This window comes from Natranaerovirga pectinivora (assembly GCF_004342165.1).
GTDB lineage: Bacteria > Bacillota > Clostridia > Lachnospirales > DSM-24629 > Natranaerovirga > Natranaerovirga pectinivora.
This window is the reverse complement of record NZ_SMAL01000003.1, coordinates 369899-395386: the sequence shown is the minus strand read 5'-3', so window position 1 is coordinate 395386 and position 25488 is coordinate 369899. Positions and strand designations below refer to the sequence as shown.

Annotated in this window: 34 protein-coding genes and 1 riboswitch; of the genes, 31 read left to right on the top strand and 3 right to left on the bottom strand. The window is 32.2% G+C overall.

The genetic code is table 11. The features are described 5' to 3' along the window. Positions 1–11 precede the first annotated feature (11 nt). The 6 genes from era to EDC18_RS06610 all read left to right on the top strand — a co-directional run bounded on the left by era (position 12) and on the right by EDC18_RS06610 (position 5350). Positions 12–923, top strand: a complete 912-nt coding sequence (gene era / locus EDC18_RS06630; RefSeq protein WP_132251530.1) for a GTPase Era — start codon at positions 12–14, stop codon at positions 921–923. A gap of 115 nt (positions 924–1038) precedes the next feature. Next, positions 1039–1191, top strand: a complete 153-nt coding sequence (locus EDC18_RS14540) for a hypothetical protein (RefSeq protein WP_165878500.1) — start codon at positions 1039–1041, stop codon at positions 1189–1191. 25 nt (positions 1192–1216) lie between these two features. Then, positions 1217–1975, top strand: coding sequence for a DNA repair protein RecO (gene recO / locus EDC18_RS06625; protein WP_132251529.1), 759 nt, complete (start codon positions 1217–1219; stop codon positions 1973–1975). 76 nt (positions 1976–2051) lie between these two features. After that, positions 2052–2708 carry a zinc ribbon domain-containing protein gene (locus tag EDC18_RS06620; RefSeq protein WP_132251527.1) on the top strand — a complete coding sequence of 219 codons (657 nt, stop codon included), beginning with the start codon at positions 2052–2054 and terminating at the stop codon, positions 2706–2708. A gap of 423 nt (positions 2709–3131) precedes the next feature. Then, entirely contained in the window at positions 3132–4517 is a 1386-nt protein-coding gene (locus EDC18_RS06615) for a glycine--tRNA ligase (RefSeq protein WP_132251525.1), read from the top strand. Positions 4518–4645: 128 nt separating this feature from the next. Beyond that, positions 4646–5350: a cytochrome c biogenesis CcdA family protein gene (locus tag EDC18_RS06610; protein WP_132251524.1), complete on the top strand. Its 705-nt coding sequence runs from the start codon at positions 4646–4648 to the stop codon at positions 5348–5350. A 57-nt stretch (positions 5351–5407) separates the two neighbouring features. Here EDC18_RS06610 and EDC18_RS06605 read toward each other — a convergent pair whose 3' ends face one another. Further along, on the bottom strand, positions 5408–5752 hold the full coding sequence (locus EDC18_RS06605) for a helix-turn-helix domain-containing protein (RefSeq protein WP_132251522.1): 345 nt from the start codon (positions 5750–5752) through the stop codon (positions 5408–5410). Positions 5753–5877: 125 nt separating this feature from the next. Between EDC18_RS06605 and EDC18_RS06600 the strand changes: the two genes are divergently transcribed. The 17 genes from EDC18_RS06600 (at position 5878) to EDC18_RS06520 (ending at position 18756) form a co-directional block, all read left to right on the top strand. Next, positions 5878–6387, top strand: a complete 510-nt coding sequence (locus EDC18_RS06600; protein ID WP_165878499.1) for an SLOG family protein — start codon at positions 5878–5880, stop codon at positions 6385–6387. An 86-nt stretch (positions 6388–6473) separates the two neighbouring features. Then, positions 6474–6818 carry a PadR family transcriptional regulator gene (locus EDC18_RS06595; protein WP_132251518.1) on the top strand — a complete coding sequence of 115 codons (345 nt, stop codon included), beginning with the start codon at positions 6474–6476 and terminating at the stop codon, positions 6816–6818. Beyond that, positions 6805–7515: a permease prefix domain 1-containing protein gene (locus tag EDC18_RS06590; RefSeq protein ID WP_132251516.1), complete on the top strand. Its 711-nt coding sequence runs from the start codon at positions 6805–6807 to the stop codon at positions 7513–7515. The genes EDC18_RS06595 and EDC18_RS06590 overlap by 14 nt, the downstream gene beginning before the upstream one ends. Continuing rightward, positions 7508–8050 (top strand): hypothetical protein, encoded by a 543-nt coding sequence (locus tag EDC18_RS06585; protein WP_243115077.1) that lies wholly within the window; start codon positions 7508–7510, stop codon positions 8048–8050. Before EDC18_RS06590 ends, EDC18_RS06585 begins: the two co-directional genes overlap by 8 nt. A gap of 85 nt (positions 8051–8135) precedes the next feature. Next, positions 8136–8237: riboswitch (TPP riboswitch) on the top strand. A gap of 333 nt (positions 8238–8570) precedes the next feature. Further along, a complete protein-coding gene (thiS, locus tag EDC18_RS06580; RefSeq protein ID WP_132251514.1) occupies positions 8571–8774 on the top strand; it encodes a sulfur carrier protein ThiS in 204 nt (67 codons plus the stop codon). A 1-nt stretch (position 8775) separates the two neighbouring features. After that, positions 8776–9543, top strand: coding sequence for a thiazole synthase (locus EDC18_RS06575; protein WP_132251512.1), 768 nt, complete (start codon positions 8776–8778; stop codon positions 9541–9543). A gap of 18 nt (positions 9544–9561) precedes the next feature. Beyond that, complete coding sequence (gene thiH / locus EDC18_RS06570; RefSeq protein WP_132251510.1) at positions 9562–10659, top strand: 2-iminoacetate synthase ThiH; 1098 nt, start codon at positions 9562–9564, stop codon at positions 10657–10659. Positions 10660–10668: 9 nt separating this feature from the next. Then, positions 10669–11277 carry a sulfur carrier protein ThiS adenylyltransferase ThiF gene (gene thiF / locus EDC18_RS06565; RefSeq protein WP_132251509.1) on the top strand — a complete coding sequence of 203 codons (609 nt, stop codon included), beginning with the start codon at positions 10669–10671 and terminating at the stop codon, positions 11275–11277. Between the two features lie 6 nt (positions 11278–11283). After that, positions 11284–11925 (top strand): thiamine phosphate synthase, encoded by a 642-nt coding sequence (gene thiE, locus EDC18_RS06560; protein ID WP_132251507.1) that lies wholly within the window; start codon positions 11284–11286, stop codon positions 11923–11925. A gap of 15 nt (positions 11926–11940) precedes the next feature. Beyond that, on the top strand, positions 11941–13248 hold the full coding sequence (gene thiC, locus EDC18_RS06555) for a phosphomethylpyrimidine synthase ThiC (protein WP_132251505.1): 1308 nt from the start codon (positions 11941–11943) through the stop codon (positions 13246–13248). A 538-nt stretch (positions 13249–13786) separates the two neighbouring features. After that, entirely contained in the window at positions 13787–14212 is a 426-nt protein-coding gene (locus tag EDC18_RS06550; protein WP_132251503.1) for a hypothetical protein, read from the top strand. 49 nt (positions 14213–14261) lie between these two features. Then, a complete protein-coding gene (locus EDC18_RS06545) occupies positions 14262–14792 on the top strand; it encodes a hypothetical protein (protein WP_132251501.1) in 531 nt (176 codons plus the stop codon). 218 nt (positions 14793–15010) lie between these two features. Beyond that, positions 15011–15565 (top strand): GNAT family N-acetyltransferase, encoded by a 555-nt coding sequence (locus EDC18_RS06540; protein WP_132251499.1) that lies wholly within the window; start codon positions 15011–15013, stop codon positions 15563–15565. Positions 15566–15749: 184 nt separating this feature from the next. Further along, entirely contained in the window at positions 15750–16670 is a 921-nt protein-coding gene (locus EDC18_RS06535; RefSeq protein ID WP_132251497.1) for a hypothetical protein, read from the top strand. Then, entirely contained in the window at positions 16663–17154 is a 492-nt protein-coding gene (locus EDC18_RS06530; RefSeq protein ID WP_132251495.1) for a hypothetical protein, read from the top strand. The genes EDC18_RS06535 and EDC18_RS06530 overlap by 8 nt, the downstream gene beginning before the upstream one ends. A gap of 174 nt (positions 17155–17328) precedes the next feature. Continuing rightward, complete coding sequence (locus EDC18_RS06525) at positions 17329–18081, top strand: Nif3-like dinuclear metal center hexameric protein (RefSeq protein ID WP_132251493.1); 753 nt, start codon at positions 17329–17331, stop codon at positions 18079–18081. A gap of 267 nt (positions 18082–18348) precedes the next feature. After that, positions 18349–18756, top strand: coding sequence for a hypothetical protein (locus tag EDC18_RS06520; protein WP_132251491.1), 408 nt, complete (start codon positions 18349–18351; stop codon positions 18754–18756). A 66-nt stretch (positions 18757–18822) separates the two neighbouring features. Here the strand turns inward: EDC18_RS06520 and EDC18_RS06515 are convergent, their stop codons facing one another. Further along, entirely contained in the window at positions 18823–19050 is a 228-nt protein-coding gene (locus EDC18_RS06515) for a type II toxin-antitoxin system HicA family toxin (RefSeq protein ID WP_132251489.1), read from the bottom strand. Beyond that, entirely contained in the window at positions 19050–19256 is a 207-nt protein-coding gene (locus EDC18_RS06510; RefSeq protein ID WP_132251487.1) for a type II toxin-antitoxin system HicB family antitoxin, read from the bottom strand. Before EDC18_RS06510 ends, EDC18_RS06515 begins: the two co-directional genes overlap by 1 nt. Before the next feature lie 397 nt (positions 19257–19653). Here EDC18_RS06510 and EDC18_RS06505 point away from each other — a divergent pair, with 397 nt between their 5' ends. The 8 genes from EDC18_RS06505 (at position 19654) to EDC18_RS06470 (ending at position 25394) form a co-directional block, all read left to right on the top strand. Beyond that, on the top strand, positions 19654–20172 hold the full coding sequence (locus EDC18_RS06505) for a hypothetical protein (protein ID WP_132251485.1): 519 nt from the start codon (positions 19654–19656) through the stop codon (positions 20170–20172). A gap of 439 nt (positions 20173–20611) precedes the next feature. Next, positions 20612–21697: a linear amide C-N hydrolase gene (locus tag EDC18_RS06500; protein WP_132251483.1), complete on the top strand. Its 1086-nt coding sequence runs from the start codon at positions 20612–20614 to the stop codon at positions 21695–21697. Between the two features lie 66 nt (positions 21698–21763). Further along, a complete protein-coding gene (locus EDC18_RS06495) occupies positions 21764–21979 on the top strand; it encodes a hypothetical protein (protein ID WP_132251481.1) in 216 nt (71 codons plus the stop codon). A 283-nt stretch (positions 21980–22262) separates the two neighbouring features. Then, the gene (locus EDC18_RS06490) at positions 22263–23012 is read left to right on the top strand and encodes a GNAT family N-acetyltransferase (protein ID WP_132251480.1); all 750 of its coding nucleotides are present in this window, start codon (positions 22263–22265) and stop codon (positions 23010–23012) included. Positions 23013–23120: 108 nt separating this feature from the next. Continuing rightward, the gene (locus EDC18_RS06485) at positions 23121–23528 is read left to right on the top strand and encodes a VOC family protein (protein ID WP_132251660.1); all 408 of its coding nucleotides are present in this window, start codon (positions 23121–23123) and stop codon (positions 23526–23528) included. Positions 23529–23765: 237 nt separating this feature from the next. Further along, positions 23766–23966 (top strand): cyclase family protein, encoded by a 201-nt coding sequence (locus EDC18_RS06480; protein WP_132251478.1) that lies wholly within the window; start codon positions 23766–23768, stop codon positions 23964–23966. Between the two features lie 202 nt (positions 23967–24168). Then, on the top strand, positions 24169–24729 hold the full coding sequence (locus tag EDC18_RS06475; protein ID WP_132251476.1) for a thymidylate synthase ThyX: 561 nt from the start codon (positions 24169–24171) through the stop codon (positions 24727–24729). A 233-nt stretch (positions 24730–24962) separates the two neighbouring features. Further along, positions 24963–25394: a hypothetical protein gene (locus tag EDC18_RS06470; protein WP_132251474.1), complete on the top strand. Its 432-nt coding sequence runs from the start codon at positions 24963–24965 to the stop codon at positions 25392–25394. Positions 25395–25488: the final 94 nt, after the last annotated feature.

Below are 25488 nucleotides of genomic sequence, written 5' to 3'. Positions count from 1 at the left end.
TAGGAGGATTAATATTGAAAAACTTTAAATCAGGATTTGTAACATTAATTGGACGACCAAATGTGGGGAAATCAACATTAATGAATCAATTAATAGGACAAAAAATAGCCATAACATCAGACAAGCCACAAACAACGAGAAATAGAATACAAACCATTGTAACAAGAGAAGAAGGACAAATTGTCTTTATTGACACCCCAGGGATACATACACCAAAACATAAGCTTGGGGAATATATGGTTTCTGTTGCAGAAAAAACTCTTAGAGAAGTAGATGTTGTATTATGGCTTATTGAACCAGATAAAACCATAGGTAAAGGGGATAAGTATGTATTAGAGCAACTGAAAAAAACAAAAACCCCTGTATTTCTAATCATCAATAAAATAGACACGTTACCAAAAGAGGAAATATTCGATGTTATTAACAAATACAAAGACCAGTACGACTTTAAAGAAATTATTCCAATCTCTGCATTAAGGGGAGAAAACACAGATGATTTAATTAAAATTTTATTAAAGTACCTTCCAGAAGGACCACAATTCTTCCCAGAAGATATGATAACAGATCAACCTGAAAGACATTTGGTTGCTGAATTAATAAGAGAAAAAGCATTAAGATCATTAAGCCAAGAAATACCTCATGGGATAGCAGTTGTCATTGATAAAATGAAAAACAGAGAAAACAGTGATATTATAGATATAGATGCAACAATCATTTGTGAAAAAGATTCTCATAAAAGAATTATTATAGGAAAACAAGGTAGCATGCTTAAAAAAATTGGTTCACAAGCAAGAGGAGAAATTGAAGGCTTACTAGGAACAAAGGTATTTATGCAGCTTTGGGTTAAGATTAAGAAAGACTGGAGAGATAGTGATTTTCTTATTAAAAACTTTGGATATGACCAAAGAGAAATAGACCAATAATTAGCCTGTCAAGGTTAAATACAAAATAGCAAATGGTATTTTTTTCGTAGTATACCAAAATAAAAATGGGAGAACCTATAAATATAAAATATAGCAATTTATAGGGGGCATCAGAATGTTAGTAAATAGTTTTTGGGAAATATTTAAAAATACTGGTAATATAGAAGCATTTATTTCATATAGCGAATTTAGGAAAAATCACAAAACAAAATCCGAAATAGATAATAAAGTAGAAGTGGTTTATAAAGAAGAAAGAAAAAGCGTATAACAATCTAATTTTTCTAGGAGAAAAAATGAGTCAATTAATTAAAACAACTGCTATCGTTTTAAGCAGTATGCCAATTGGAGAATACGATAAAAGACTTGTATTACTAACAAAAGATAAAGGGAAAATCAACGCCTTTGCAAAAGGGTCAAGACGTCCGAATAGTCATTTGCTAGCAGGAAGTCAAACTTTTGCAGTAGGCGAATTTCTTATTTATAAAGGCAAAAACTCAAATTCAATTTCACAGATTAACATGATAGAAGCCTTTCATGACTTAAGGCAAGACATTGAAGTTGTATCTTATGGTTTATATTTTAATGAATTTATAGATTACATAACGGATGAAGATATGCCTACTTACGAACTACTAAAATTGCTCTATAAAACATTAAGTATATTAGGAAAAAAAGTAAGTTCATTTGAGTTAATAAAATCCATATTTGAATTAAAACTTTTAAGTCTTAGCGGTTTTACGCCTGAAGTAACAAAGTGTTTAACCAGTAATTGTGAAACCACTTCGAGCAAATATTTTTTTAGTCCTTCAGAAGGAGGGCTTTTTTGTCTTGAACACGGAAAAGTCATTAAAGACAAAATAATGATCAGTGAAAGCACGCGTTATACCATGCAATATATTCTTGCATCTCCAATTGAAAAATTGTATAAATTTAAAATTACAGAGGATATCCTTAAAGAATTAGAAATGGTTTTAAAAAAGTATATTGATGTTCATATAAATTATAGTTTTAAAACTTTAAACTTTATAGATAAACTTAATAAAGGCTATTGAAAAAAAGTATATTTAAAGTTAAAATATACTTTAGGAATATTTATACATATATAAGCCAATAATGGGAGGGGATTATATGGCAGATTTTTTTGGTAAGCTTAAGGGAGAGTTTAAAAAAGTTAGCGTAAAATCAACGACATTGATAGAAATCAATAAAATTAAAAGCGAAATAACAGCTCTTTTAAAAAGAAAAAAAGAAGCGTGTGCTGTGTTAGGTGAAAAAGTATATGTAATGAAAGACAAAGATATTTTAAATACTGACTTGTTTCAAAATGATTTTACTAAAATTATAGCCATAGATGAATCAATCAACAAAAAAGAATTAGAAATAAAAAAACTAGAAGAAAAAATGAATGAAGCAATAAAAGAAACCAACGCATCTATAGGGAATGCAAAATGTACTTGTGGGAATACTTTAGATGAAGATGCTAAATTTTGTACTGCATGTGGTAAAAAAGTTCCTGAAAAAAAAGAAGAAATTGTGTTAGATGAAGTTAAGGATATAGAAGCAGAAATAAATTCATTGGAAGAATCACATAAAGCCATAGAAGGATCAGTAGTAGAAGATGTAGATGATAACGCTTCTGATATGGAAGAAATCATAAAAACAGAAGAAGAAACAGCAATCACAAATATTGTGCAAGAAATTGCTTGTGAATGTGGTTGTGTATTAAGTGAAGAAGCCAGATTTTGTACTTCTTGTGGCAAAAAAGTAAGATTGAATTTTATTTAGCAAACTGTGAAGATAAAGAGGAGTAATTAAAAAAAGGATAAAGCGAGTTTAGGGTGGTGAGAGCTAAACCGAATTTTTTTAATGAAGGGCACTTTGGAGCAGTTTTAAAAAAAGAGGATATAGAGGAATCTATATCAATAAGGGTGGAACCGCGGAAGAGTATCTTTCGTCCCTTAGGTGGGACATTAGAATGCTCTTTTTTTCATGTTTTTAAAAATCTTTAGAATTGATTTAATGGTATTATTCAAGTGATTTATACTTAACTTGGCTGCCTTTCTCTTCGACCGGTCGATGCCAAATTAAGTATAAATTACTTGAATATGCTAGGGTCTATTTAGAGTAATAAAAAACACAATTGTAGTATCATAGCAAAAATAATATAAAATTATTATAGATTAAGAACATTAGAAAGGACGATTTAAGATGGAAAAAACAATGGAAAAGATAGTTGCTTTATCAAAAGCAAGGGGATTTGTATATCCAGGTTCAGAAATATATGGAGGCTTAGCCAATACTTGGGATTATGGTCCACTTGGAGTAGAATTAAAAAACAATATTAAAAAAGCTTGGTGGCAAAAATTCATTCAAGAAAACCCATACAATGTTGGTGTTGATTGTGCCATTCTTATGAACCCACAAGCTTGGGTAGCTTCAGGTCATGTTGGTGGATTTAATGATCCTCTTATGGACTGTAAAAAATGTAAAGAAAGATTTAGAGCAGATAAAATTATTGAAGATTATGCGTTGGCAAATGATTTAGAAGTGGATGCAGTAGACGGTTGGCCAAATGAGCAAATGAAAAGCTATATTGATGAGCACAAAATTGGATGTCCAACTTGTGGCGCTATGGATTATACAGATATTCGTCAGTTTAACCTTATGTTTAAAACATTCCAAGGTGTAACAGAAGACGCTAAAAACACAGTTTATTTAAGACCTGAAACAGCACAAGGGATTTTTGTAAACTTTAAAAATGTTCAAAGAACATCAAGAAAGAAAATACCTTTTGGTATTGGCCAAGTTGGTAAATCATTTAGAAATGAAATTACACCAGGTAACTTTACATTTAGAACAAGAGAATTTGAACAGATGGAACTTGAATTCTTCTGTGAGCCAGGAAAAGATATGGAATGGTTTGGCTATTGGAAAGAATTCTGTATTAACTGGTTAAAATCATTAGGGATGAAAGAAGAAAGTATTAGAGTAAGAGACCATAGTGAAGAAGAATTATCTCACTATAGTAATGCTACAACTGACTTAGAGTTTGCATTCCCATTTGGTTGGGGAGAGTTATGGGGGATAGCGGATAGAACAGACTATGACTTAAAACAACATCAAGAACACTCAGGTCAAGATATGATGTACTTTGATGATACAACAAATGAAAAATACATCCCATACTGTATCGAACCATCTTTAGGTGCAGATAGGGTAACTCTAGCTTATCTTTGTGAAGCATACGATGAAGAAGAATTAGAAGGTGGGGATGTGCGTAATGTATTACGCTTCCACCCAGTATTGGCACCAGTAAAAGTTGCTGTACTGCCATTGTCTAAAAAATTAAATGACAAAGCTGAAGAAGTATTTACTAGCTTATCAAAATTATACAATGTAGAATTTGATGATAGAGGCAGTATTGGAAAAAGATATAGAAGACAAGATGAAATTGGTACACCTTTCTGTATCACTTACGACTTTGAGTCTTTAGAAGATGAAGCAGTTACTATCAGACATAGAGATTCTATGGAACAAGAAAGAGTAAAAATTGCTGATTTGAAAGCATACTTTGAAGAAAAAATTTGCTTTTAGTTTATATATGTAGAAGCTCCGATTATTCGGGGCTTTTTTCTTTTTAATCAATAGACTTGTTATAACAAAGGAACTCCCTTCATATAAATTTAAAGAGCTTATCTATTTTATATGAAGGAGATTGATAAATGAATGAGTATATGCATGTATTACAAGATTTAATTTTAAGAGATTCTATTATAGTATACATAGTTGTATTTGTTATCGGGTTTATTGTTTCATTGAATCCACATATGTTAGGGATGGTGCCTTTGTATGTGGGGCATATGGTGGATGACTGTAATGGTGGGAAAAAATGGAGAAACTTAATAGCCTTTTCATTAAGCTTTTCAGTGATACTTACCCTTTTAGGGATTGGGGTTTCAATTGTTGGGATGTCGTTACACGCTATAATGACCATAAGTTATTATGTTGCAGGGATCATATATTTGTATATGGGGGCAAGGCTTTTAGGATTTAAGTTATCTAGTGTTATTCCCATTAAGGTTGTAGTAATTTCTACAAAAGCAAAAAAATCTAAAAATAAGTTACTTTCCAATATTTTATTGCCCTTAATTACTACACCATGTAGTATACCCTTTATTATTTCATTATTGACTTTAGTAATGATAAGAGGAAGTGTTCTATATGGAGCTATTATTCTATTTCTATTTGGATTAGGGCATAGTTTGATCTTTATCTTATTTGGTGCTTTTTCAACCTTTTTTATAAGCTTTGGTGAGAAGTATAAATACAATAAATTGGTATTTAAGATTCTAGGGATAGTGCTTATTATTTTAGGGATTGTATTTTTAAGTTTAAACCAAAATCCAGATATACATAGTGGACATTAGAATTTAATGGGGTGATTGTAAATAGATAAAAAGCAAAGTAACTCATTAAAAGTGAAGTTACTTTGCTTTTTTATCTGTTTCTTTATCTAATAAGGCCATAGCATATCCAATAACCCGTTCTTTCTTTGAATCTGGTAATTTACGAAACACAGAAAGCAATTCAAGCTCTGCATAGGATAAATCAGACTTGGATATGGTATTAAATTCTTTAACATCTGTTCTGCCAAGGAGATAGTCGACAGAAGTATCAAGAGAATCAGCGAGTTTTACTAACATATCAGCAGGAGGGGTTGCTTTATTGATCTCATACCCACTAATGGTTTCTTGGGACACTCCTAGTTCAATACCAAGTCGAACTTGTGTCATGTTTTTAGATTCCCTCAAATGTTTTAGTCGTTCCATTTACACCACCTCAATTCTAATATTCATATTATCAATCTTATTTGACATATTTAGTCACATCATTTATATTGTATATAAGGAGTATCCATATGAGAGATAAATATTATGACTAGAGAGGGATGAATATGAGGAGTAAAAGAGAAAAAGCACTTTGTTTTGTTGGAGATGAGTCTGCAATTCTTTACAAAGATGATTTGCAAGTAAAAACAATAGAAGCATTACTTTTAAAAGAAATTGATCAAGCAATTGAAAAAGGCATTGAGACATTTTATTTTGGTGCTTGTTATGGATTTAGTCATATATGTGCTAATGCCGTATTAGTACATAAAATGGTTTTTAATAATTTAAGAAATATTCAACTCATTGCTGTAGTACCCTATGAAGAACAGGCAAAGGATTTGAGTGAAAAAAATCGGAAAGTTTATTATAACACCCTGGCTCATTGTGATAAAGTTATAACTTTAAATACCAAATACAAACAAGGTTGTTATGAAAAAAGAACCCGTTATATGATAGATCATAGCAGCCAAATGATTTGTTACTATGAAGGTTACAAAGGCAGTGGAGAATACCCTCTTAGATATGCAGAGAAAAACAAACTTCAAATTGTTAACTTATATGACAGTATAAAATAAAAGATGCAGATAGAATCTTGACATACATAGATGCTCTTGGTATGATTAACATACATAGATAATCAAGGTATAAGAGGAGTGATGTAATGAAAATTGATAAGGGTTTAATTGGTGGGAGTACTACGTTGCTTATACTATCCTTGCTCAAGGAAAAGGATCAATATGGGTATGAAATTATTAAAGAGCTTAAGGAGAGATCAGACAGTACTTTTGAGTTTAAAGAAGGCACTTTGTATCCTGTTCTTCATAAATTACAAAACAAAGCATATATCAAATCCTATTTAGCAAAAGGGGAGACAGGGAAAGAACGTAAATATTATAAAATAACAGATAAAGGGTTAAAGCAATTAGTTGAAGAAAAAGAAAAATGGAAAGTCTTTTCATTATCTGTGAATAAAGTAATAGGTGGTGAAAGCCATGCTTTTTCCTAAAAGAGATGCCTTTTTAGATAAAGTGATTACCTATATAAAATTTCCTTTTGATAGAAGTTCTATAAGGTTGGAACTAAAGAATCATATAGATGATAAAATCCAGGAGTATATGAAAGATGGGTACCATAGAGAAAAAGCAGAAGAAACTGCCATCAATGAAATGGGAGATCCAAAAGAAATTGGTGTTCTGTTAAACAAAGAACACAATCCGTTTATTGGTTGGATATGGAAAATTACTAGTATTGGCGTTATTATATTTGGTATTTTTAATTTGATCTATATTATATTTCCAGCTGTTATTGGTTTATTTAATAGTAATTTAATGAATCATATTCCAAAAGATCATATTGTGTATCGTATTAATGTAAATGAAAAAGTTACAATGGATGATAAGGTTATAGTCTTTAATAAAGTGGTATATGACATTAATGATAACTTAACTATTTTTTACAAGCATTATGATAAAATATGGAGTACGTCAGGAAATGTTCTTGGGCTTATTGACGAAATAAGTGATGATTTAGGGAATGTATATTTTTCAGGAGGAGGTACAGTGTATGGGGGCATTGTATCTAAAGGCGCTTTAATCTTTAGAAATTTTTCAAGTGAGGCTAAGATTTTATATTTAAAATATGATAGGTTTAATAGAAAGTATGAGATAGAGATACCGCTAAAAGTAGGTGATTACTATGAATAGAGTCAAAAAAATAGGTATTAACATTATTATATTGGTTTTTTTATCTTTTATTTTTTTAAAAGGGTTTGGACTTTACTTAAGTCCCTTATCTGCTCATAGAGATTTAGAAAGAACAAGAAATTATGGACCTTCAGAGGTAATACATGTGGAAGATTATAATGGGGGGAAGCATATACTAGGACAATATGACAAATGGTTTTCTTGTAATACTGTAAAGAGGTACTTATTTATTTTTTGGCGTTATGGAGGTAATTCTATTGGTATTGAAATGGATCCTACTAAAAAAATTAACTATTCTTATCGTGGTGGCACCAACGACCAGTTTGTGGTTTTTGGGATGGTAAATGATGAGAGAATCAAAAAAGTTGAAGTTATACTAGGCAATGGAGAAATTTTAACACAAACAGAGTTTTATGAGGATATGTTTTTGTTAGCTTGGGATACAACGGACAAAGAAAATGAAAAGTTCTTTCAAAACATTTATGGGTATGATGAAGAGAATGTATTGGTTTTTCAAGGAAGGTCAATGGATTAATGGAATTATGGAGCATTAGATAAAAAAATAACTAAGTTGACAGTGTTTTGCCTTAGGCGTATAATGAAGACAATTGAATATGGTAATTTTTAGCTAGGGGGGCCTGTTGGCTGAGAGAAGATTTTTTCTTCGACCCTTTGAACCTGATGTGGGTTATCCCACCGTAGGGAAGCATTAGATATTGAATGTTGATATTTTTAGCTTGCCTTTTGTGGTAAGCTTTTTTTGTTGGAATTTATAGTATATGTCAATAGGGACAACTACCAAGTATTATATTATCAATAGGGACGACTACCAAGTATTATATATAAGATTCATCGACCCGTTAGCCATCCGTGGCTAAAAGGGTCGAGCTACGCCATCCTTGGCTCCGCTGTTTAATCTTATATATAATACTTGCTAGTCTGCGAGTGGTTGTTTTAGGTGTGTTGAAGTAAAAAAATTAATACATAAAGCATAAAAAACAAATGATTTAAGATAAAGTATTAATAAAAATATATAGTGTATTGGAGGGAAAGTTTTGAAGATTAAGGTGAATGGGAAAGAAGAGATTATTGAAGGGTCAATGAGCCTTATGACCTTTGTTTTAGAAAAGGAATTGAACCCTGAGCGAATTGTTATTGAGTATAATCTTGATATTCTTTCTAAAGAGCAATGGGAGAGTACTGTTTTGAAGGATGAAGATAAGCTGGAAATTTTATGTTTTATGGGAGGCGGCTGTTAAGATGAGTGATATTTTTAGAATTGGTGATAAAGCGTTAAACAGTAGGTTGTTTATTGGAACGGGTAAGTTCCCTAGAAAGCCTATGATTCAAGAGGTTATTGAAAGTTCAAAGTCTGAGGTTGTTACTGTTGCTCTTAGACGTATTGATTTTGATGTTAAGGAAGAGAATGTTTTAACCTATATACCTGAAAGTTGTGTTTTAATGCCGAATACTTCAGGGGCACGTAATGCAGATGAGGCAGTTCGTATTGCTAAGCTGGCTAGAGCTGCTGGTTGTGGCAATTGGATTAAGATTGAGGTTATAGCAGATAACAAATATTTGCTACCAGATAATCTTGAAACGTTAAAGGCTACAGAGATATTGGTAAAAGAAGGTTTTGTGGTTCTGCCTTATATGAGTCCTGATCTTGCTATGGCTAAGAGAATGGAAGATGTGGGGGCAGCGGCAGTGATGCCTTTAGGAGCACCTATTGGTAGCAATCGTGGTATTAAAACAAAAGAGTTAGTAAGAATTTTAATTGATGAGATAAAAGTACCTATTATAGTAGATGCAGGTATTGGTAAACCATCAGAGGCAGCAGAAGCTATGGAAATGGGTTGTGACGCTGTACTGGTTAATACGGCAATTGCAACAGCAGCTAATCCAGTTCAAATGGGTAGGGCATTTGCTCTAGCAGTAGAGGCAGGAAGACAGGCATACTTAGCAGGAACTGCAGTAGAAACACAATATGCAAACGCATCGTCACCGTTAACAGGTTTTCTAGACTAATTAAAAGAAGGTTATAAAATGAGTTTTTATGAAGTGTATAATCAATATAAGAACATGGATTTTGAAGGGTACTTTAGTAAATTAACAGAAAATGATATTCATAGAATTATAAACAAAGATAAAATAAGTGCATTAGAGTTTTTGGCTCTATTATCCCCAGTTGCTAAAGGCTCGTTAGAACTTATGGCAAGGAAGGCCAATGTCCTTACAAAACAAAACTTTGGCAAAGCAATGATTTTATACACCCCTTTATATCTTGGGAATTATTGTGTCAATCAATGTGCTTATTGCGGCTTCAATGTGAATAACCCTATTCCAAGAAAAAAATTAGCATTAGATGAAGTTGAATTAGAAGCAAAGGCAATTGCAGATACAGGACTTCGCCATATTCTTATTCTAACGGGAGAATCAAGAAAAGGTACTTCAGTTGACTATATAGAAGAATGTGTAAAAGTCATTAACAAATATGCAACAGTATCTATTGAAATATATCCTTTAGAACAAGAGGAATATGAAAGATTAATAAAAGCAGGAGTAGATGGTCTTACATTGTATCAAGAAGTCTACAATGAACAAATCTATGATGAAATACATATCAGAGGCCCTAAAAAAGATTACCTTAATAGATTAAATGCACCAGAAAGAGCATGTAAAGCAAAAATGAGAAATGTGAATATTGGTGCATTACTAGGATTAGATGATTGGGAAAAAGAGGCTTTCTTTACTGGTTTACACGGACAATACTTACAAGACAAATATGCAGATACAGAGATAAGCGTCTCTTTACCAAGGATGCGTCCCCACGCAGGTGCATTTACACCAAAAGTAAATGTAGATGATAAAAGTTTTGTTCAAATTATGTTGGCTCTAAGACTCTTTATGCCAAGAGCAGGCATTACCATATCAACAAGGGAAGAGCCTGAGTTTAGAGAAAATGTATTGCCACTAGGGGTAACAAAAATGTCAGCAGGCACAACAACAGCAGTTGGTGGCAGAACTCAAAAAGAAGATACGGTTCAATTTGACACATCGGATAAAAGAACAGTAGATGAAATTAAGGAAATGCTATTATCAAAAGGCTATCAACCTGTATTTAAAGATTGGCAGTTGCTGTGAGGTGGACATATGAATGGCTTTGAAGAAAAGTTATGTGGGTATATTGGAAAAGATAACTTAAATAAAATACAAGAAGTGACCATAGGAATAGCAGGAGCAGGGGGATTAGGGTCTAATTGTGCCTTTAACCTTGTAAGAAGTGGGTTTAATAAATTGATCATTGTAGATTTTGATCATATAGAAGCATCCAACTTAAATAGACAATTTTATTTTTATGATCAATTAGGAAAACCAAAAGTAGAAGCACTTGAGAAGAACCTAAAAAGAATTAATCCAGATATAAACATAACAGCTATTCATACAAAACTAGAAAAAGAGAACATTAAGGACATTTTCAAGACTTGTGATATTGTGGTAGAAGCTTTTGATAAAGCAGAATACAAAGCCCTAATCATACAAGAGCTAATCAAAGAAAAAGAATTTATCGTAGCCGCATCAGGTCTAGCAGGATGGGGCAATAGTGATGAGATTAAAACCCATTATATAAGACAGAATCTAGTGATTATTGGAGATTTAAAAACAGAAGTGGGAGAAGATACACCACCCATATCACCAAAAGTTAATATAGCAGCAGCAAAACAAGCAGATGCGATTTTAGAATATGTTCTAGGGAGGTAAGAATAAATGACGAAAGCAGAAAAACTGAGACTATTTGATTCAGGCATCTATGGCATTACAGCAGAAGAACATTCAAAAGGCAGAGACAATATAGAAGTGGTACAGGAAATGTTAGAAGCGGGTATTAATATCATCCAATACAGAGAAAAAGACAAAGAAATTGGAGAAAAATATCAGCAATGCTTAAAAATCCGTGAGCTAACAAAAGAAGCAGGAGCCATATTTATTGTTAATGACCATATAGACATTGCTATAATGGTTGGGGCAGATGGTGTACATATCGGTCAAGATGATATACCAATAGAAGTGGTAAGAAAATTAGTTGGAGAAGATATGATTATTGGACTATCCACCCACTCACCAGCACAAGGTCAAGAAGCCATTGAAAGAGGTGCAGACTACATTGGTGTAGGCCCAATATTTAAAACATTTACTAAGAAAAATGTATGCGATCCTGTTGGCTTAGAGTATTTAGACTATGTGGTAAAAAACCTAGATATCCCTTATGTGGCTATTGGGGGCATCAAAGAACATAACATAAAAGACGTTCACGACCAAGGGGCAAAATGTATCTGTTTAGTAACAGAAATTGTAGGTGCAGACAATATCAAAGAAAAAGTACAAAGCATTAGAGAACTTTTAAAATAGAAAGGGAGATACAATATGACTTATAAAACTCAAATGGAAGCAGCAAGAAAAGGAATTGTAACACCACAAATGGAAATCGTAGCAAAAAAAGAACATATGCCAATAGAAACACTTATGGAAAGATTAGCAAAAGGAACAGTTATCATTCCAGCTAATATTAATCACAAATCATTAGACCCAGAAGGTGTAGGAGAAGGCACAAGAACAAAAATCAATGTAAACTTAGGAATCTCAAAAGACTGTAACAACTTTGATGTTGAGATGGAAAAAGTAAACAAAGCAATAGAAATGAAAGCAGAAGCTATCATGGACCTTAGTTCCTATGGTAAAACAAGAGAATTCCGTCAAACATTAGTAGAAAAATCTACAGCAATGATAGGAACAGTACCAATTTACGATGCTGTTGGATTCTATGATAAAGAATTAAAAGACATTACAAAAGACGAATTCTTAAAAGTGGTTAGAACGCACGCAGAAGACGGTGTAGACTTTATGACAATCCATGCAGGACTGAATAGAGCTACAGCAGAAAGATTTAAGAAAAACAGTAGATTAACAAACATCGTATCAAGAGGTGGCTCATTATTATATGCTTGGATGGAGCTTAACAACAAAGAAAATCCATTCTACGAATACTATGATGAATTATTAGACATCTGTAGAGAATATGATGTAACCCTAAGTTTAGGAGATGCTTGTCGTCCAGGTTCTATTGCAGACTCAACAGATGCAAGTCAAATTGAAGAATTAATCGTTCTTGGTGAATTAACAAAAAGAGCTTGGGAAAAAGACGTTCAAGTAATGATAGAAGGACCAGGCCACATGGCAATCAACGAAATTGCTGCCAATATGATTCTTGAAAAAAGACTTTGCCACGGTGCACCATTCTATGTGTTAGGGCCAATCGTAACAGACGTAGCACCAGGATACGACCACATAACAAGTGCAATCGGTGGCGCAATTGCAGCATCTAACGGTGCAGACTTCTTATGCTATGTAACACCAGCAGAACATTTAAGATTACCAAACTTAGACGATATGAAAGAAGGCATCATTGCATCTAAAATAGCAGCACACGCAGGAGATATCGCAAAAGGTATCCCTAATGCAAGAGACTGGGATAACAAAATGAGTAAAGCAAGACAAGAGTTAAACTGGGAAGGCATGTTCCAATTGGCAATGGACCCAGAAAAAGCAAGAAGATACAGAGCTGAATCTATGCCAGAAAATGAAGACAGTTGTACAATGTGTGGTAAAATGTGTTCTATGAGAAATATGAACAAGATTATGGAAGGTAAAGACTTAAACATATTAAGAGATTAACAAAAATAAAAGATATCATATTAAATCTGCTTAAGAGTAGAAGATATGGTATTTTTTTTTGTGTATTTTAGGATATATTTTTTACCATTAAAAGATGGGGTATCTCTTCTTCTATAAATGCTTCGGAGGATTTAAATATAACCTAATTTCTCATAAGTTCAGGCGGATTTGTAATAGGTTTTATAATTATTTTAATCAGTCCTTTAATTTATGTACAGATTTATAATAAAGATATTATTATAATTTGTAATTGCTAAAACAAGAAAAGATATAAATCATTTAAAATAAAAGTATAAACAAAAAGTTGAATAAAACTTTTGACTAAAGAGCTTTCAAAGGGTAAAATATTAATTAAATCGTTAAAAAAATAAAATTGTGATACAATTTTATAAAGTAGGAGAATAGTGTCTATAATAATTAGCGACTTGAGGGACATTTATTTGTATCTCAATAACAATTAATTCTGTTTTTAGTGGAGCAGGAATTTGCTAGAACAGTTGAGAACAACTAATAATGAGAGTATAAGGGGATAGGTAAAATGAACAATAAGAATTATAAAAAAACTTATAAACCATTGATTGCTTGGATAATTGCATTTCTAGTTATAACAATTATAATTGCCCTAACATTGTCTGATGTATCTAGAAAAGTGTCTGTATTAGGGTTTTTGATTAGTATGGTTATTAGTTTGTATATATTATTCTTTATAATATATAAGGGTGAATATGTATATTGGATTAATGGTGGTCCTGATTATGAAGAAGCAAAAGAAGCAACTAGTGAAAAAAGAAAAAAATATGCAAAAGCACATTTAGATAAATTTTTAAAAATGATGTTGATATCATTTTTATATAGCATTATAAGTTTATTATTCAATTTTTCAACATGGATTGATTTTTTGCTTATTATTATGTTAATTATCATAACAGGGATTTCAACAATCTCAATAAAATATGACAAATAAAATACACTGAGCAATACTATTAGGCCATATGAGAGAAGGAGAGAACTCATTGAAAATATATAAACATAAGGGCTTTCAATATATGTCTTTAATCACATTCTACATACTCGCAATAATTAACTATATTTACCCAGTAATTAGATTTGATAGTCGGCTATTAAATAACGTATTTGGGATGTTTGTTTTACTTATACCAATTATTCTGATAATAAAGGGTTTTGGATTTAGGAGTAGAGCTGCCAAGATAATAAACACACTCATATGGGTGATCCCCAGTTTGCTAGGAGTATTGATATCGATTATGATTATACCCTTATTATCAGCAAATTCCTTTGAGCCAATTAAGAGTTTGAGCTTGAATCATTCTAATATTGTTGCATATAGAACAAATGGAGGTGGGGCTACCAGCTTTGGGATTAAAGTAAGACAAGAAAAGAATATAATTCCTGGAATAAAGTTGGTGAAAACGGTATATTCACAATATCCTAAGGATAATGTCGATATGATAAAGACCGGTGAGAATTCCTTTGAGATAGAAGGAAACCACAAAACAGTCAAAAGGAATGTGTATTTCCATTAGTGATAGCCGTACGCGTCACATTACAATATTATTCCCGTTCGCTAACGCACATTATACTTCACTGGGTGCAAGCACCGCCTAAGGAGAAGGGCTCTGTTGGTCCAGTTCAGGAACGTCGGGAATAACAGAACGTTAGGCAACATTGAAACAATCATTTCGGAGCTAAAGCTTAGGTCATTTAAATAAGTTGTTGGATAATTGAAATAGGGGGCAACATTTTGATTGAAATAAGAAAACTAATGAAATACACTATGGAAAATGAAAAGTCTTTCGGCTTACATGGATTTACAACAAAAAAGATTTATGAAGTTGAAAAGAAAGAAAAGTATGACCAAATTGAATTTCTAGTAAGATTATTAGAGTTAGGAAAGCCATTGACTAAAATTTGGCCATACATTGAAGAAGATATTTCTTGGTATAACAAGATTATAAGTCAAGAGTTGTCCTTTGGTGCATATGATGAAAATAAATTAGTTGGAGTAATAATAGTTGACGAAGTAAAATGGAATAACTCATTCAGTATTGCAAACCTACTTGTTTCTGATAAATATAGAGGTAAAGGCGTAGGTTCTTTACTTATAGACAAAATAACTTGTATCGCAAAAAAGAAAGGAGTTAGAGTCTTATCCTTGGAAACACAGAGTACAAATGTACCTGCAATTACATTCTATATGAAGAATGGATTTGTATTAGATGCACTGGATCTTTCATTGTATACAAATGAAGATATAAAGAAGAATGAAATAGCTTTTTTTATGAAGAAGAAGTTATAAATAAAGAAAAAGATGTGATTGAGTCATCATCGCCTAACAAGATTATTCCCGTTCGCGTTGCACATTCCTTCACTGGGTGCAAGCATCGCCTACGAAGAAGGGTTTTGGGGGGGGGCCAGTTCAGGAACGTCGGCAACAACAGAACGTTAAACGAAATTATTAGTATAATCAAAGGAGGAAAATTATGTTTATATCTTTAACAGAATTATTTTTATTTCTATTAGCATTTGTAATGACACTATTCCTTATTTTTATTCTTCAAAAGAAAGCTGGTGTAAATGGACAAGTACTCCACTTTTCATTTGGCGAAAAAGAGCACCTTAGGAATCTGCAATCTAAAATATTTATCTTTGCGATCCCTTTATTTATAGGGTTCTTAACAGAAGCAATTTCAGAAGTTATGTCCGTAGATAGTAATATCTTTATTATTTCAGTAATTCCAACAGGGCTCGCGTTTATGTTTACAATTTCTACATTGTTCTTTGTTCCTCATTTACTAATAAAGCCATTACAAGAAAGATTACTTCAAACAAGAGTCTTATACTTATTTATTGTTATAATATATTCTATATTCAGTGGTGTTGGGGCATTAATTTTCAGCGCATTTTCTAAGAATAGCGTTTCGAATGATTTTGTGTATTCACTACTACAAAACTTACTCTTTGCTTTTATTTTATGGGTAATTGGTTTTACCGTGTTTCTAATATCTCAACGTACTTATCGTGGTATTAATGTTTCTTATGAGAAGAAAATGCAAGAAGAATTCAAGCAAAAAAACGATGATGCTGATAAGGAATATATTATCATGCAAGAACTCAGTAGGATATTAAAAGAAACTGTTATTAGTGCATATGCATCAATCCAAGAAGAAGTTGCAGCTACAAAAGTTGATTCTGAGGAGAAAAGATTACATATTCTAAATAGTTCATTAATGAAAAGAGTAAAAGATTTAGAATATATGTTGGAAATTGCCGAGAAAAATTCTGATATAAAGAAATTTAAAGAATCATTTAATTATATAGGGTATTTACCTAAACGTCTAAAAAGTTCAAGAGTAGATTTTTACAATAATGATTATGTAAAAAGGAGCGGTTATTTTGGATAAGTTTATTCAGCATATTGATATGATAGATTCTGAGTATAGAAAGCTTCTCATCAAAGGAATTTATATGATAGAAACACATTACAGACCTATGTGGTTCAGAATAGTTGAGTACTTTTGGTTTGCATTTAATGTAACTAGTCACGTACTATTCAAAAACCCAATAAAAAATTTGACAATAGGAAGATTCCAAGTTGGTATAATAAATATATTAAGATACCGTGGTAGAAAATTTACATATAATAATTCTGATTATATTGAATCTCTGAGTTTAAGCGAGTACTTTTATGTTTTAAGAGCATGCCATTCTGATTTATCTGTTAAGGTTATTGATTGGTTAATATGTGAGCTTTTGAAAGATAAAGAATTCTATAGTTTTAATACACAGGCTAGATTTATCGGATTAGCATATAATGGCTCATATGAGTATGCTATAGAATTGGAGGACTGGGTAATAAGGCACCAGGGTTTCCATAACTTCGCTTAACAAGCTTGTTCCCGTTCGCTAACGCACATTCCTTCACTGGGTGCAAGCACCGCCTAAGGAGGAGGGTTCTGAGGGTCCAGTTCAGGAACGTCAGCAACAACAGAACGTTAGATGACAAGAACATAAATTTTGATTAGACTTAGCAGGTCTTTGAAGTGTCGGGGAGGAAAGAAAATGAGATTAACTGAAATAGAGGAATTTATAGTAAATTTATTTGATAGCAAATATAATGAATTTTTTCATAAAGAAAGTGGCATTACTGTACGTGGGAAAGAGGATGTAAGAAAAATTGGATATTGCACTAACCTTACACTTGATACAATTGAAGAAGCAAGAAAGAACAATGTTGATTTAATTATAACTCACCATGATGCATGGGATTTTATCTTTGGATTGAAAGATGCTTGTCATAACAAATTGATGGAATACAACATGTCACATTATTTTAATCACTTACCATTAGATGACTGTCACTTTGGTACAAATGATTCATTAATTGAGAAACTAGGCTTACATATTATTGAGAGAACCCATATAGAAAATGGTTTCTATTGCGGAAGGATAGCTGAATTTAAAGAGGAAATAGAATTTGAAGAACTAGTAAAAAGGATAGAAGTTATTCTAGAAGAACCAGTAAAGGCTTGGAAGTTTAAAGTTGGAAAGGTTAAAAGAATCGGTTTAGTTTGTGGAGGTGGAGGTTTAACCTCAGATGTAAGAGAAGCATTTGAGAAGAACTGTGATGTCTATATTACAGGAGAAAAAACATTATACACCATTGAATATGCTAAATTTGTTGAAATAAGCTTAATAATAGGTAGTCATACTTTTACTGAATTATTTGGGATTGAGAGTCTAGCTAGACAAATAGCTGATAAGTATAAAGATATTGAAATTATTAGATTAGTTGAAGAACATCTTGAGGTATAAGGGGTATAAGAAAGGTTACTGTTATGTTCACATCATCTAACAATGCAATTGCATAAAGGTGCTTGAAGCACGTATCAAGAGCAGGGTCAGCACCACACCTTCTCACTGGGAGAGAAGCTCCGCTATGGGGGATTCCTGTGGGGTTCAGTTCGAAGGTGTCGCAAATGCGAGGACGTTATACGTAACTTTATAAAAAATTATATACGATGATGATATTTAATTATGAAACTGAGCAATTAATTTATGTGGATAGGGGGATTATTTTTTATGAGAAAAGTAGTTTTTACTGTGTTATTAATAGTAACTATATTAACGATATGTGCGTGTGCATCTAAAATGAAACCTACTTTAAAAGGTTTTTATCAGACTGAAAAAGATGTTAACGGATATTATATTCAAATTTCTATTAATCATCATGATAATAGTTTTATTCAATATATCGATAATAGAGAGGTAGACAGAGGAATCTATGAAAACCTTCAAAATAATGTATATAGAATAAAAAGTGATAAACAAAACTTTGAAATTAACTTGAATGAGGATAACTCCTTTGAGATATATATTTTAAAAATTAATAATGAAAATCCGATTCTGATGAAAAATATTTCTCATACTCCAACAACGTTTTTAACAGAATTTGATGATATTGAAGAATATAAAACCCTAGTAGATTGATTGTATGTAATACACAAGGAAACAAGTTTTGGGTCAAAAAAAAGATGACGATTAGCCATCTTAATGTTAAAGTAAATTCAAAAAATCATCTAATTCCAAATCAGCTTGTTGTAAAATACTTTTTAAAGTACCTCTTGCAATTTCTGAATGCATAGGTATAATAACAACTTTTTGTGGAGTGGTATCATTTTTATATTTAGAATGGCTTCCTCTTTGAGAAACTTTTACAAAACCTAGTTTACTTAATGCTTTAATAATTTCATTGGGTTTTAGAATTGGATATTTAGAACCCATTATAATTTAATATCCATTGTTGTAATAAAAGTTTGAGGAAATTCGTCACTAGGTTTTTCATCCTCGTAAAATAATTCAACAGCTTCTTTAAGATTAGCTAAAGCTTCTTCAATAGTTTTACCTTGAGATGCAATATTATTTTCAAGACATTTAGCAACATACCAATCATCTTCTTTTTGAACAAAGACAGTAAATTTAAAACTCATTATAATCACTCCCATCGAAAAATGTACTATATTTTATATTATATCATATATTTATTAAATTTAACTAGGGTCATTTTATTGGAACATCATATAACGAGATTATTTCCATTCACTACCGAAGTATTATTGATTCAGTTGTTATTGAAGATGATGAATTGAAAAAGATGAAGCAGATACTTATATCAGAAGTGAAGAAACTCTCTGAGAAATATAAAGTGAATGTTACATTAAGTATTTAGTCAGTTCACTTTCTTTAACTGGGAAGTATGTGAAAGTGAGTAGAATTTTAAGGCGCCACGTCTATGCGGCTCTAGCTTCGTGGAGCATGGGACTGCAACACAGCTACTCAGCGCAAGGGGCACAGCAGGCAGCAAGGCTAAAAAATGGAGGAGTAATAATGAGTTCATATCAATTTCTTGCAAGTAATAAACCTTTAAAAGAGGTAACAAATTCATTTGTTAAATTATTATCTATTAATGATATGATTGCAAATAATATGGAAATCCCAGATTTTTTACTAAAAACCACAAAAGATAGGGATGAAAAGATAGTTCTTCAATGTGATTCGGAGGAACATTTAGACGAAATTGAAATAATGAATGAAAATAGCATTCAAGTAGGATATCTCAAAAAGTATACTAATAAGAAATATATATCATCTTTGACATGGCGGTATACAGATAAGCGTGCAGAGGAGCTATTGCAATATATTAAAGATCAATTGAAGGATGTTGATGAAATAGAATTATGGGACACATGGATGGATGAGAAGATTGAAGAACCAATTATTAGAGAGTTGAATATTCAAGATTTGACTGTTCAATTGATAAAAGAATCAGTGGGCAAAGGATGTTACGGAAAACCCTCTTGTTTAAAAATTACTATTAAAAATCTGTTATATGATTTTCAAGAATAAACTCTTTAATTAAAATTAAAGGCACATAGTTATGTGTTGTTGCCACAACTCTTAACAAAATGTCTCCATTCGCTACGCACGCCTCTTCACTGGGTGCAAGCACCGTCAGGGAGAAGGGCTTCGAGGGTCCAGTTCAGAGGCATCGGAGACACGAACCGTTATACGTAACTTTATAAAAAATTATATACGATGGTGATATTTAATTATGAAACTAAGCAATTAATCTATGTTGATAGGGGGATTATTTTTTATGAGAAAAGTAGTTTTTACTGTGTTATTAATAGTAAAACCCGATTCTGATGAAAAATATTTCCGATACTCCAACAACTATTTTAACAGAATTTGATGATATTGAAGAATATAAAACTCTAGTAGATTAATTCTATGAATACTATAAAGTGTAATGATATGTTTAATTAACTGAAAGGAAGTTAATATAATGCTAATAAGAAAAGTAAAGAACCGTAGTAAAAAAAAAGTGTTGCTAATTTTACTAGGAGTTATTTTGTTAATGATTCTAATGGTTGGGTTAATATTCAGAAATGAGATTTTGACCTTAGCATCTCTTAACAAAATAAGCGATCGACCCGTTTATGAGATGACATACTATGGTGGTTATTCTTTCGATAAATATTTACAAACGGGTTCTAAAACACAAGAGGAATTTGAGAATTTTTTAAGAAAGAATCTTGCTCAAGGCATCTCTAGTATATTTAAGATTGGTGAGAATAGTCCAGCCTGTTCTTCATTTATTGCAACAACGCCAGATGGAGATGTTATCTTTGCAAGAAATCTTGATACAACAGTTGCAATCCCTTGCCTAATCAAAACAAATCCTAAAACAGGATATAAGTCATATGGGATGGTTAATTTGGCTCTTACAAATGGGCGTGCTTATTTAGAGGCTACTTCAAATGGAACAAATACATATGATTTAAATTTAGAATCTAAGTTTCTAGCACTTACAGCACCCTATTTGGTAACAGATGGCGTAAATGAAAAAGGGTTATCAGTAGCTCGTCATACACTGATTGGCTCCAGAGCGCCTATAGATGATGATAAAATTACACTTTCTGAGATGACAATACCTAAACTGCTATTAGATAAAGCAGGAACAGTTGAAGAAGCCTTAGAGATTTTAGATCAATACAACATAGCACTTAATAATCCATATCCCTCTCATTTTATGATAGTTGATGCTGAAGGTAATTCCGCAGTGGTTGAATTTCTTTATGGTCAAAAGCATGTTATACATAAAGAAGGAGATTATCAAATATTAGCTAATTTTAGACTTTACAACAATCCAAATCTACATGGATTCGGTTCTGATCGTTACTTGGCCTATGAAGAAGTATTATCAGAATCAAATGGAATCATTACAACAGAGGATGCACTAAAGCTACTTCAAGAGAATACCATTCCAGGGCAAGAGCATTGGTCTGTTGTATATAATCTAACTCAGAAAACAGTAACACTTACAATTTTTGATGATTATGAGACTACGTATACTTATGAAATCAAATAAATTGGATTAGTAAAGTAGTGGATAGGGGAATGTGAAATAGACTTTTTATCTAAAGGAGGCATCAAAATGAAAGAGAATATCAAAAGTGCTCGAATAGCACTAATTATTGCCGTATTTGCCCTTATTATTTCTTCAATAAACCTCATATATTCAAATGTTAACGGAAATTCAATTTGGAGTTCCATTACAATATTTTGTGCTACAATTGCTATTTTCTGTGCTAATATAGCAAACCATAAATCAAAGAAAAATAATGACGACAATTCTTCCAATCGCACATAATCCATCTTATTCCGGGGTAATGCTTTTGAGTATTTTATAGTAAGGGAGGGTTTTTGTTCCACAGCCTAAGCGCGTCTCGACAGTCTTCGCATTAGCCGTTCGCAGGCTCACAGGCATAAGCAAATACTTCTAAGGCTCTGTCGGAGATACAAAACGTTAGATACAATTCCATGCGGAATTATAGCCGCGACATCGTGTCGCTAAGAAAAGTTATTTGGGGTTGAATTAAGTTAAGTAATGAATTTAAGAATATTAATATATTTTTGTTTAGGAGATTTTAACGATGAGTAATGAATTTGTAAATTTAACCACAGACAATATTGCAAGTGAACACTTGTGTTGTGCTATTGCCGATAAAAAACATCAACGTGGTGTTGATGTTAAAAGGACATGGCTTATTGACAGGGTTGCAGATGGTCATGTATTTAGAAAGTTAAATGAAAAAGGCAAGGTTTTTATTGAATATGCACCACTTGAAAAAGCATGGGTGCCGATTGTTGGCGATAATTACATTTATATTTACTGTCTTTGGGTTTCAGGAAGCTTTAAAGGAAAGGGGTATGGTAAAGAGTTACTCGATTATTGCATAACAGATGCAAGGAAACAAAATAAGGCAGGTGTTTGCATAATCAGCTCAAAAAAGAAAAAACCTTTTCTTTCAGACAAAAAGTTTATGCAAAAATTCGGGTTTGAAACGGTCGCTATGATTGATGGTGAGTATGAACTTATGGCATTATCTTTTGATGGCTCAAAGCCGGGGTTTACATCCAATGCAAAAAAACAAAATATAGATAGTGAAGAGCTAACTATTTATTATAGTTTGCAATGCCCATATATTCCAAACTTTATAGAACAAATTGAAACCTACTGTAATGCAAACGATATTCCCGTTAAACTAATAAAAGTTGATACATTAGAAAAAGCGAAGGAACTTCCTTGCGTGTTCAATAACTGGGCTGTTTTTTATAGAGGTAAGTTTGAAACAGTACATTTGCTCAATGAGGGTTATTTAAAGAAAATGTTTGATAAATAAAGATATTATCATAAAGGCTTCGTCAATGCGGAACGTTAGTTGAAACTACAATATCGGGGCAAGGCTTTGGAGTCAATGTTCTTAATAAAAGTTTGAGGAGAATGAATGATGATTAACGGAATTAACCATATTACATTTGCTGTATCAGATTTAGAAAAGTCGTTGAATTTTTATGTAAATCTATTGGGTCTGAGGTTGGTTGGAAAATGGGATAAAGGTGCATATTTATTAGCAGGAAACCAATGGGTTGCACTAAATGTTGATAATGCGGTAGTTTTAGAGAAGAAATCAGATTATACGCATATATCGTTCAATGTTTTATCTATAGATTTTAAAAAAATGAAATGTAAACTTGAAGGAGCAGGGGTAAAGTCATTCAAAGAAAATTTATCAGAAGGAGAATCATTTTATTTTCTTGATCCAGATGGACACAAATTAGAATTACATTACAATAATATAGAAGATAGGTTGAAGTGGGCTATAGAAAATAATTGGTCAACATTTGAACTTTATTAGATAAGAAATCATGAGATGATTCACAATCTTTTAGTGTTAATTAAGTAAGTATGATAAGTTGCGGCATCAACTAACAATACATTACTGGCTCCGCTACGCTCCGACCCAAACCTTTTCGCTGGGAGCGAAGTCCGCTAAGAAGCATTTTCTAATTAACACTACTGAAAAAAAACCTGAAGAGATTGCGGATGTTTTTTGTAGTTGTATATTTAAAATTACTTCGGAGGAATGTTTAATATGAAAGGTTTTATTGATTTAAGTTGCACTATAGAGAATGGAATGCCGGTACATCCGTTTGATAGTGAGGTAAAGCTATATCAGGATAGATTTTTAGAAAAGAATAAATATAACAACTCAAGATTAGAAACTGGAATGCATGCAGGCACACATATTGATATTCCAAGACATTTGTTTGCATTTTGCAATAAGAATCGGTGAGATTGATTTAATCACTCCATTTAATCGATAGCTACTGGTAACTTCCATTGATTCCTTCACATAACACGACAATTCCCATCATGCCCCCGAACTTAATCGGAAGTTAAACATTTTGGGCACAACGGGAACTTCGGGAACGTTATGTGATAGATAGTGCTAGATTATTGATTAAAAAGCGTTACAAAAAATTGGAGAGATTTTAATGAAAAGTAAATTATTAAGTATTAAAGGAACATGGAGAGAAGTAGCTGATTCGGCTAGAACAACAATAAACAAAGAGGGTGGTACTGGGGAACCAACTTCAAATTGGAAAAGAAGAATGCTTTTATCAGAGCATTCGCCTATTAGACAACTTTTAATCAATGCTAAATGGTATGAACTTAAGTATTGGGTATCTGTTCATCTTGTGAGACATAAATACGGAATAGAACATTGGGTAAGGACACAAAGGACAGATAGAACAGGATTATGTAGAAATGAATTACCTCAAGGGAATACTGTGGAACACGAAATTTTGGCTTCGGCTCAAGCTATGATTAATATCTCCCGCAAGAGATTATGTATGCAAGCATCAAAAGAAACAAGAGAAGCATGGGAAATGTTATTGGAGACAGTGAAGGAAAGAGAACCAGAGTTATATGGAGCATGTGTTCCTGATTGCATATATCGTGGATGGTGCTATGAATATAATTCATGTGGATACCATAAAAGCAAGAAATATGAAAAAATATTGATGGAATATAGAGAAGGAATTAATCAATAAATTTTTAGGAAACTGGCTATTTCCGCAACGATCCATTACATAACAAGATCATTCACGTTTGCTCCGCCCATTCCTTCACTGTATGAAGGCATCGCCTACGAAGAAGGCCTCTGAGGGTCCAGTTCAGGAATGTCGGAAATAACAGTCAATCTTTTTGTATTATATGTACATTATCTAATTAGCTTTGCTTATGAACATGTTTATAAATTAAAATTTAGTGAAGGAGGTAGCAAATGCCCAAATTTGAAGAAACTCAGCGAATATGTAGCAATTTTAGAATAATATTGTTTATATTATTTGTCGTTTTCTTGACATTAACTATATTTTTAAATGTAGATTTTATTGTAGGAACTATTATGTGCCTTGTATTTTTAATAATATTTTATATTCTCAAGCTAAATCTCACTGTTTACGATGATAGAATTGAATATAAGCTATTTCCATTTCATAAATCCAATAGAGTAATAATGCTTAATTCGATAGTAAAAATTGATACTATACGCCCAAGTAAATTAGGTATATTTGGGTTTAAGATAAAGAATACACCGAGTGGTACATTTTATTATTTTGGAGGAAACACCATTATGCGTATAAGAACAATCGATGGTAAGGTTCTATTGATTGGAACCCGAAAAATAGAAAAAATGGAACATGCTTTAAAATAGTAAAGTGTTTTGAATAAGCAAGATTGACAAAATCATATAACACGCCAGTTTCCTACATTCCTTTCGATGTCACAAGTCTTGCAAGGCAAGCCTT

Bases quoted from the DNA above. Each gene is read 5' to 3' on its own strand.
- EDC18_RS06615 (WP_132251525.1), top strand. From the start codon at position 3,132: ATGGAAAAAACAATGGAAAAGATAGTTGCTTTATCAAAAGCAAGGGGA.
- thiH (WP_132251510.1), top strand. From the start codon at position 9,562: ATGAGTTTTTATGAAGTGTATAATCAATATAAGAACATGGATTTTGAA.
- recO (WP_132251529.1), top strand. From the start codon at position 1,217: ATGAGTCAATTAATTAAAACAACTGCTATCGTTTTAAGCAGTATGCCA.
- thiC (WP_132251505.1), top strand. From the start codon at position 11,941: ATGACTTATAAAACTCAAATGGAAGCAGCAAGAAAAGGAATTGTAACA.
- EDC18_RS06515 (WP_132251489.1), bottom strand. From the start codon at position 19,050: ATGGGTTCTAAATATCCAATTCTAAAACCCAATGAAATTATTAAAGCA.
- EDC18_RS06485 (WP_132251660.1), top strand. From the start codon at position 23,121: ATGATTAACGGAATTAACCATATTACATTTGCTGTATCAGATTTAGAA.
- EDC18_RS06470 (WP_132251474.1), top strand. From the start codon at position 24,963: ATGCCCAAATTTGAAGAAACTCAGCGAATATGTAGCAATTTTAGAATA.
- EDC18_RS06475 (WP_132251476.1), top strand. From the start codon at position 24,169: ATGAAAAGTAAATTATTAAGTATTAAAGGAACATGGAGAGAAGTAGCT.
- EDC18_RS06505 (WP_132251485.1), top strand. From the start codon at position 19,654: ATGAGTTCATATCAATTTCTTGCAAGTAATAAACCTTTAAAAGAGGTA.
- EDC18_RS06610 (WP_132251524.1), top strand. From the start codon at position 4,646: ATGAATGAGTATATGCATGTATTACAAGATTTAATTTTAAGAGATTCT.
- EDC18_RS06595 (WP_132251518.1), top strand. From the start codon at position 6,474: ATGAAAATTGATAAGGGTTTAATTGGTGGGAGTACTACGTTGCTTATA.
- EDC18_RS06520 (WP_132251491.1), top strand. From the start codon at position 18,349: ATGAGAAAAGTAGTTTTTACTGTGTTATTAATAGTAACTATATTAACG.
- EDC18_RS06620 (WP_132251527.1), top strand. From the start codon at position 2,052: ATGGCAGATTTTTTTGGTAAGCTTAAGGGAGAGTTTAAAAAAGTTAGC.
- EDC18_RS06585 (WP_243115077.1), top strand. From the start codon at position 7,508: ATGAATAGAGTCAAAAAAATAGGTATTAACATTATTATATTGGTTTTT.
- EDC18_RS06500 (WP_132251483.1), top strand. From the start codon at position 20,612: ATGCTAATAAGAAAAGTAAAGAACCGTAGTAAAAAAAAAGTGTTGCTA.
- EDC18_RS06510 (WP_132251487.1), bottom strand. From the start codon at position 19,256: ATGAGTTTTAAATTTACTGTCTTTGTTCAAAAAGAAGATGATTGGTAT.
- thiF (WP_132251509.1), top strand. From the start codon at position 10,669: ATGAATGGCTTTGAAGAAAAGTTATGTGGGTATATTGGAAAAGATAAC.
- EDC18_RS06490 (WP_132251480.1), top strand. From the start codon at position 22,263: ATGAGTAATGAATTTGTAAATTTAACCACAGACAATATTGCAAGTGAA.
- EDC18_RS06600 (WP_165878499.1), top strand. From the start codon at position 5,878: ATGAGGAGTAAAAGAGAAAAAGCACTTTGTTTTGTTGGAGATGAGTCT.
- EDC18_RS06480 (WP_132251478.1), top strand. From the start codon at position 23,766: ATGAAAGGTTTTATTGATTTAAGTTGCACTATAGAGAATGGAATGCCG.
- EDC18_RS14540 (WP_165878500.1), top strand. From the start codon at position 1,039: ATGTTAGTAAATAGTTTTTGGGAAATATTTAAAAATACTGGTAATATA.
- EDC18_RS06605 (WP_132251522.1), bottom strand. From the start codon at position 5,752: ATGGAACGACTAAAACATTTGAGGGAATCTAAAAACATGACACAAGTT.
- thiE (WP_132251507.1), top strand. From the start codon at position 11,284: ATGACGAAAGCAGAAAAACTGAGACTATTTGATTCAGGCATCTATGGC.
- EDC18_RS06525 (WP_132251493.1), top strand. From the start codon at position 17,329: ATGAGATTAACTGAAATAGAGGAATTTATAGTAAATTTATTTGATAGC.
- EDC18_RS06550 (WP_132251503.1), top strand. From the start codon at position 13,787: ATGAACAATAAGAATTATAAAAAAACTTATAAACCATTGATTGCTTGG.
- EDC18_RS06575 (WP_132251512.1), top strand. From the start codon at position 8,776: ATGAGTGATATTTTTAGAATTGGTGATAAAGCGTTAAACAGTAGGTTG.
- EDC18_RS06495 (WP_132251481.1), top strand. From the start codon at position 21,764: ATGAAAGAGAATATCAAAAGTGCTCGAATAGCACTAATTATTGCCGTA.
- EDC18_RS06535 (WP_132251497.1), top strand. From the start codon at position 15,750: ATGTTTATATCTTTAACAGAATTATTTTTATTTCTATTAGCATTTGTA.
- EDC18_RS06590 (WP_132251516.1), top strand. From the start codon at position 6,805: ATGCTTTTTCCTAAAAGAGATGCCTTTTTAGATAAAGTGATTACCTAT.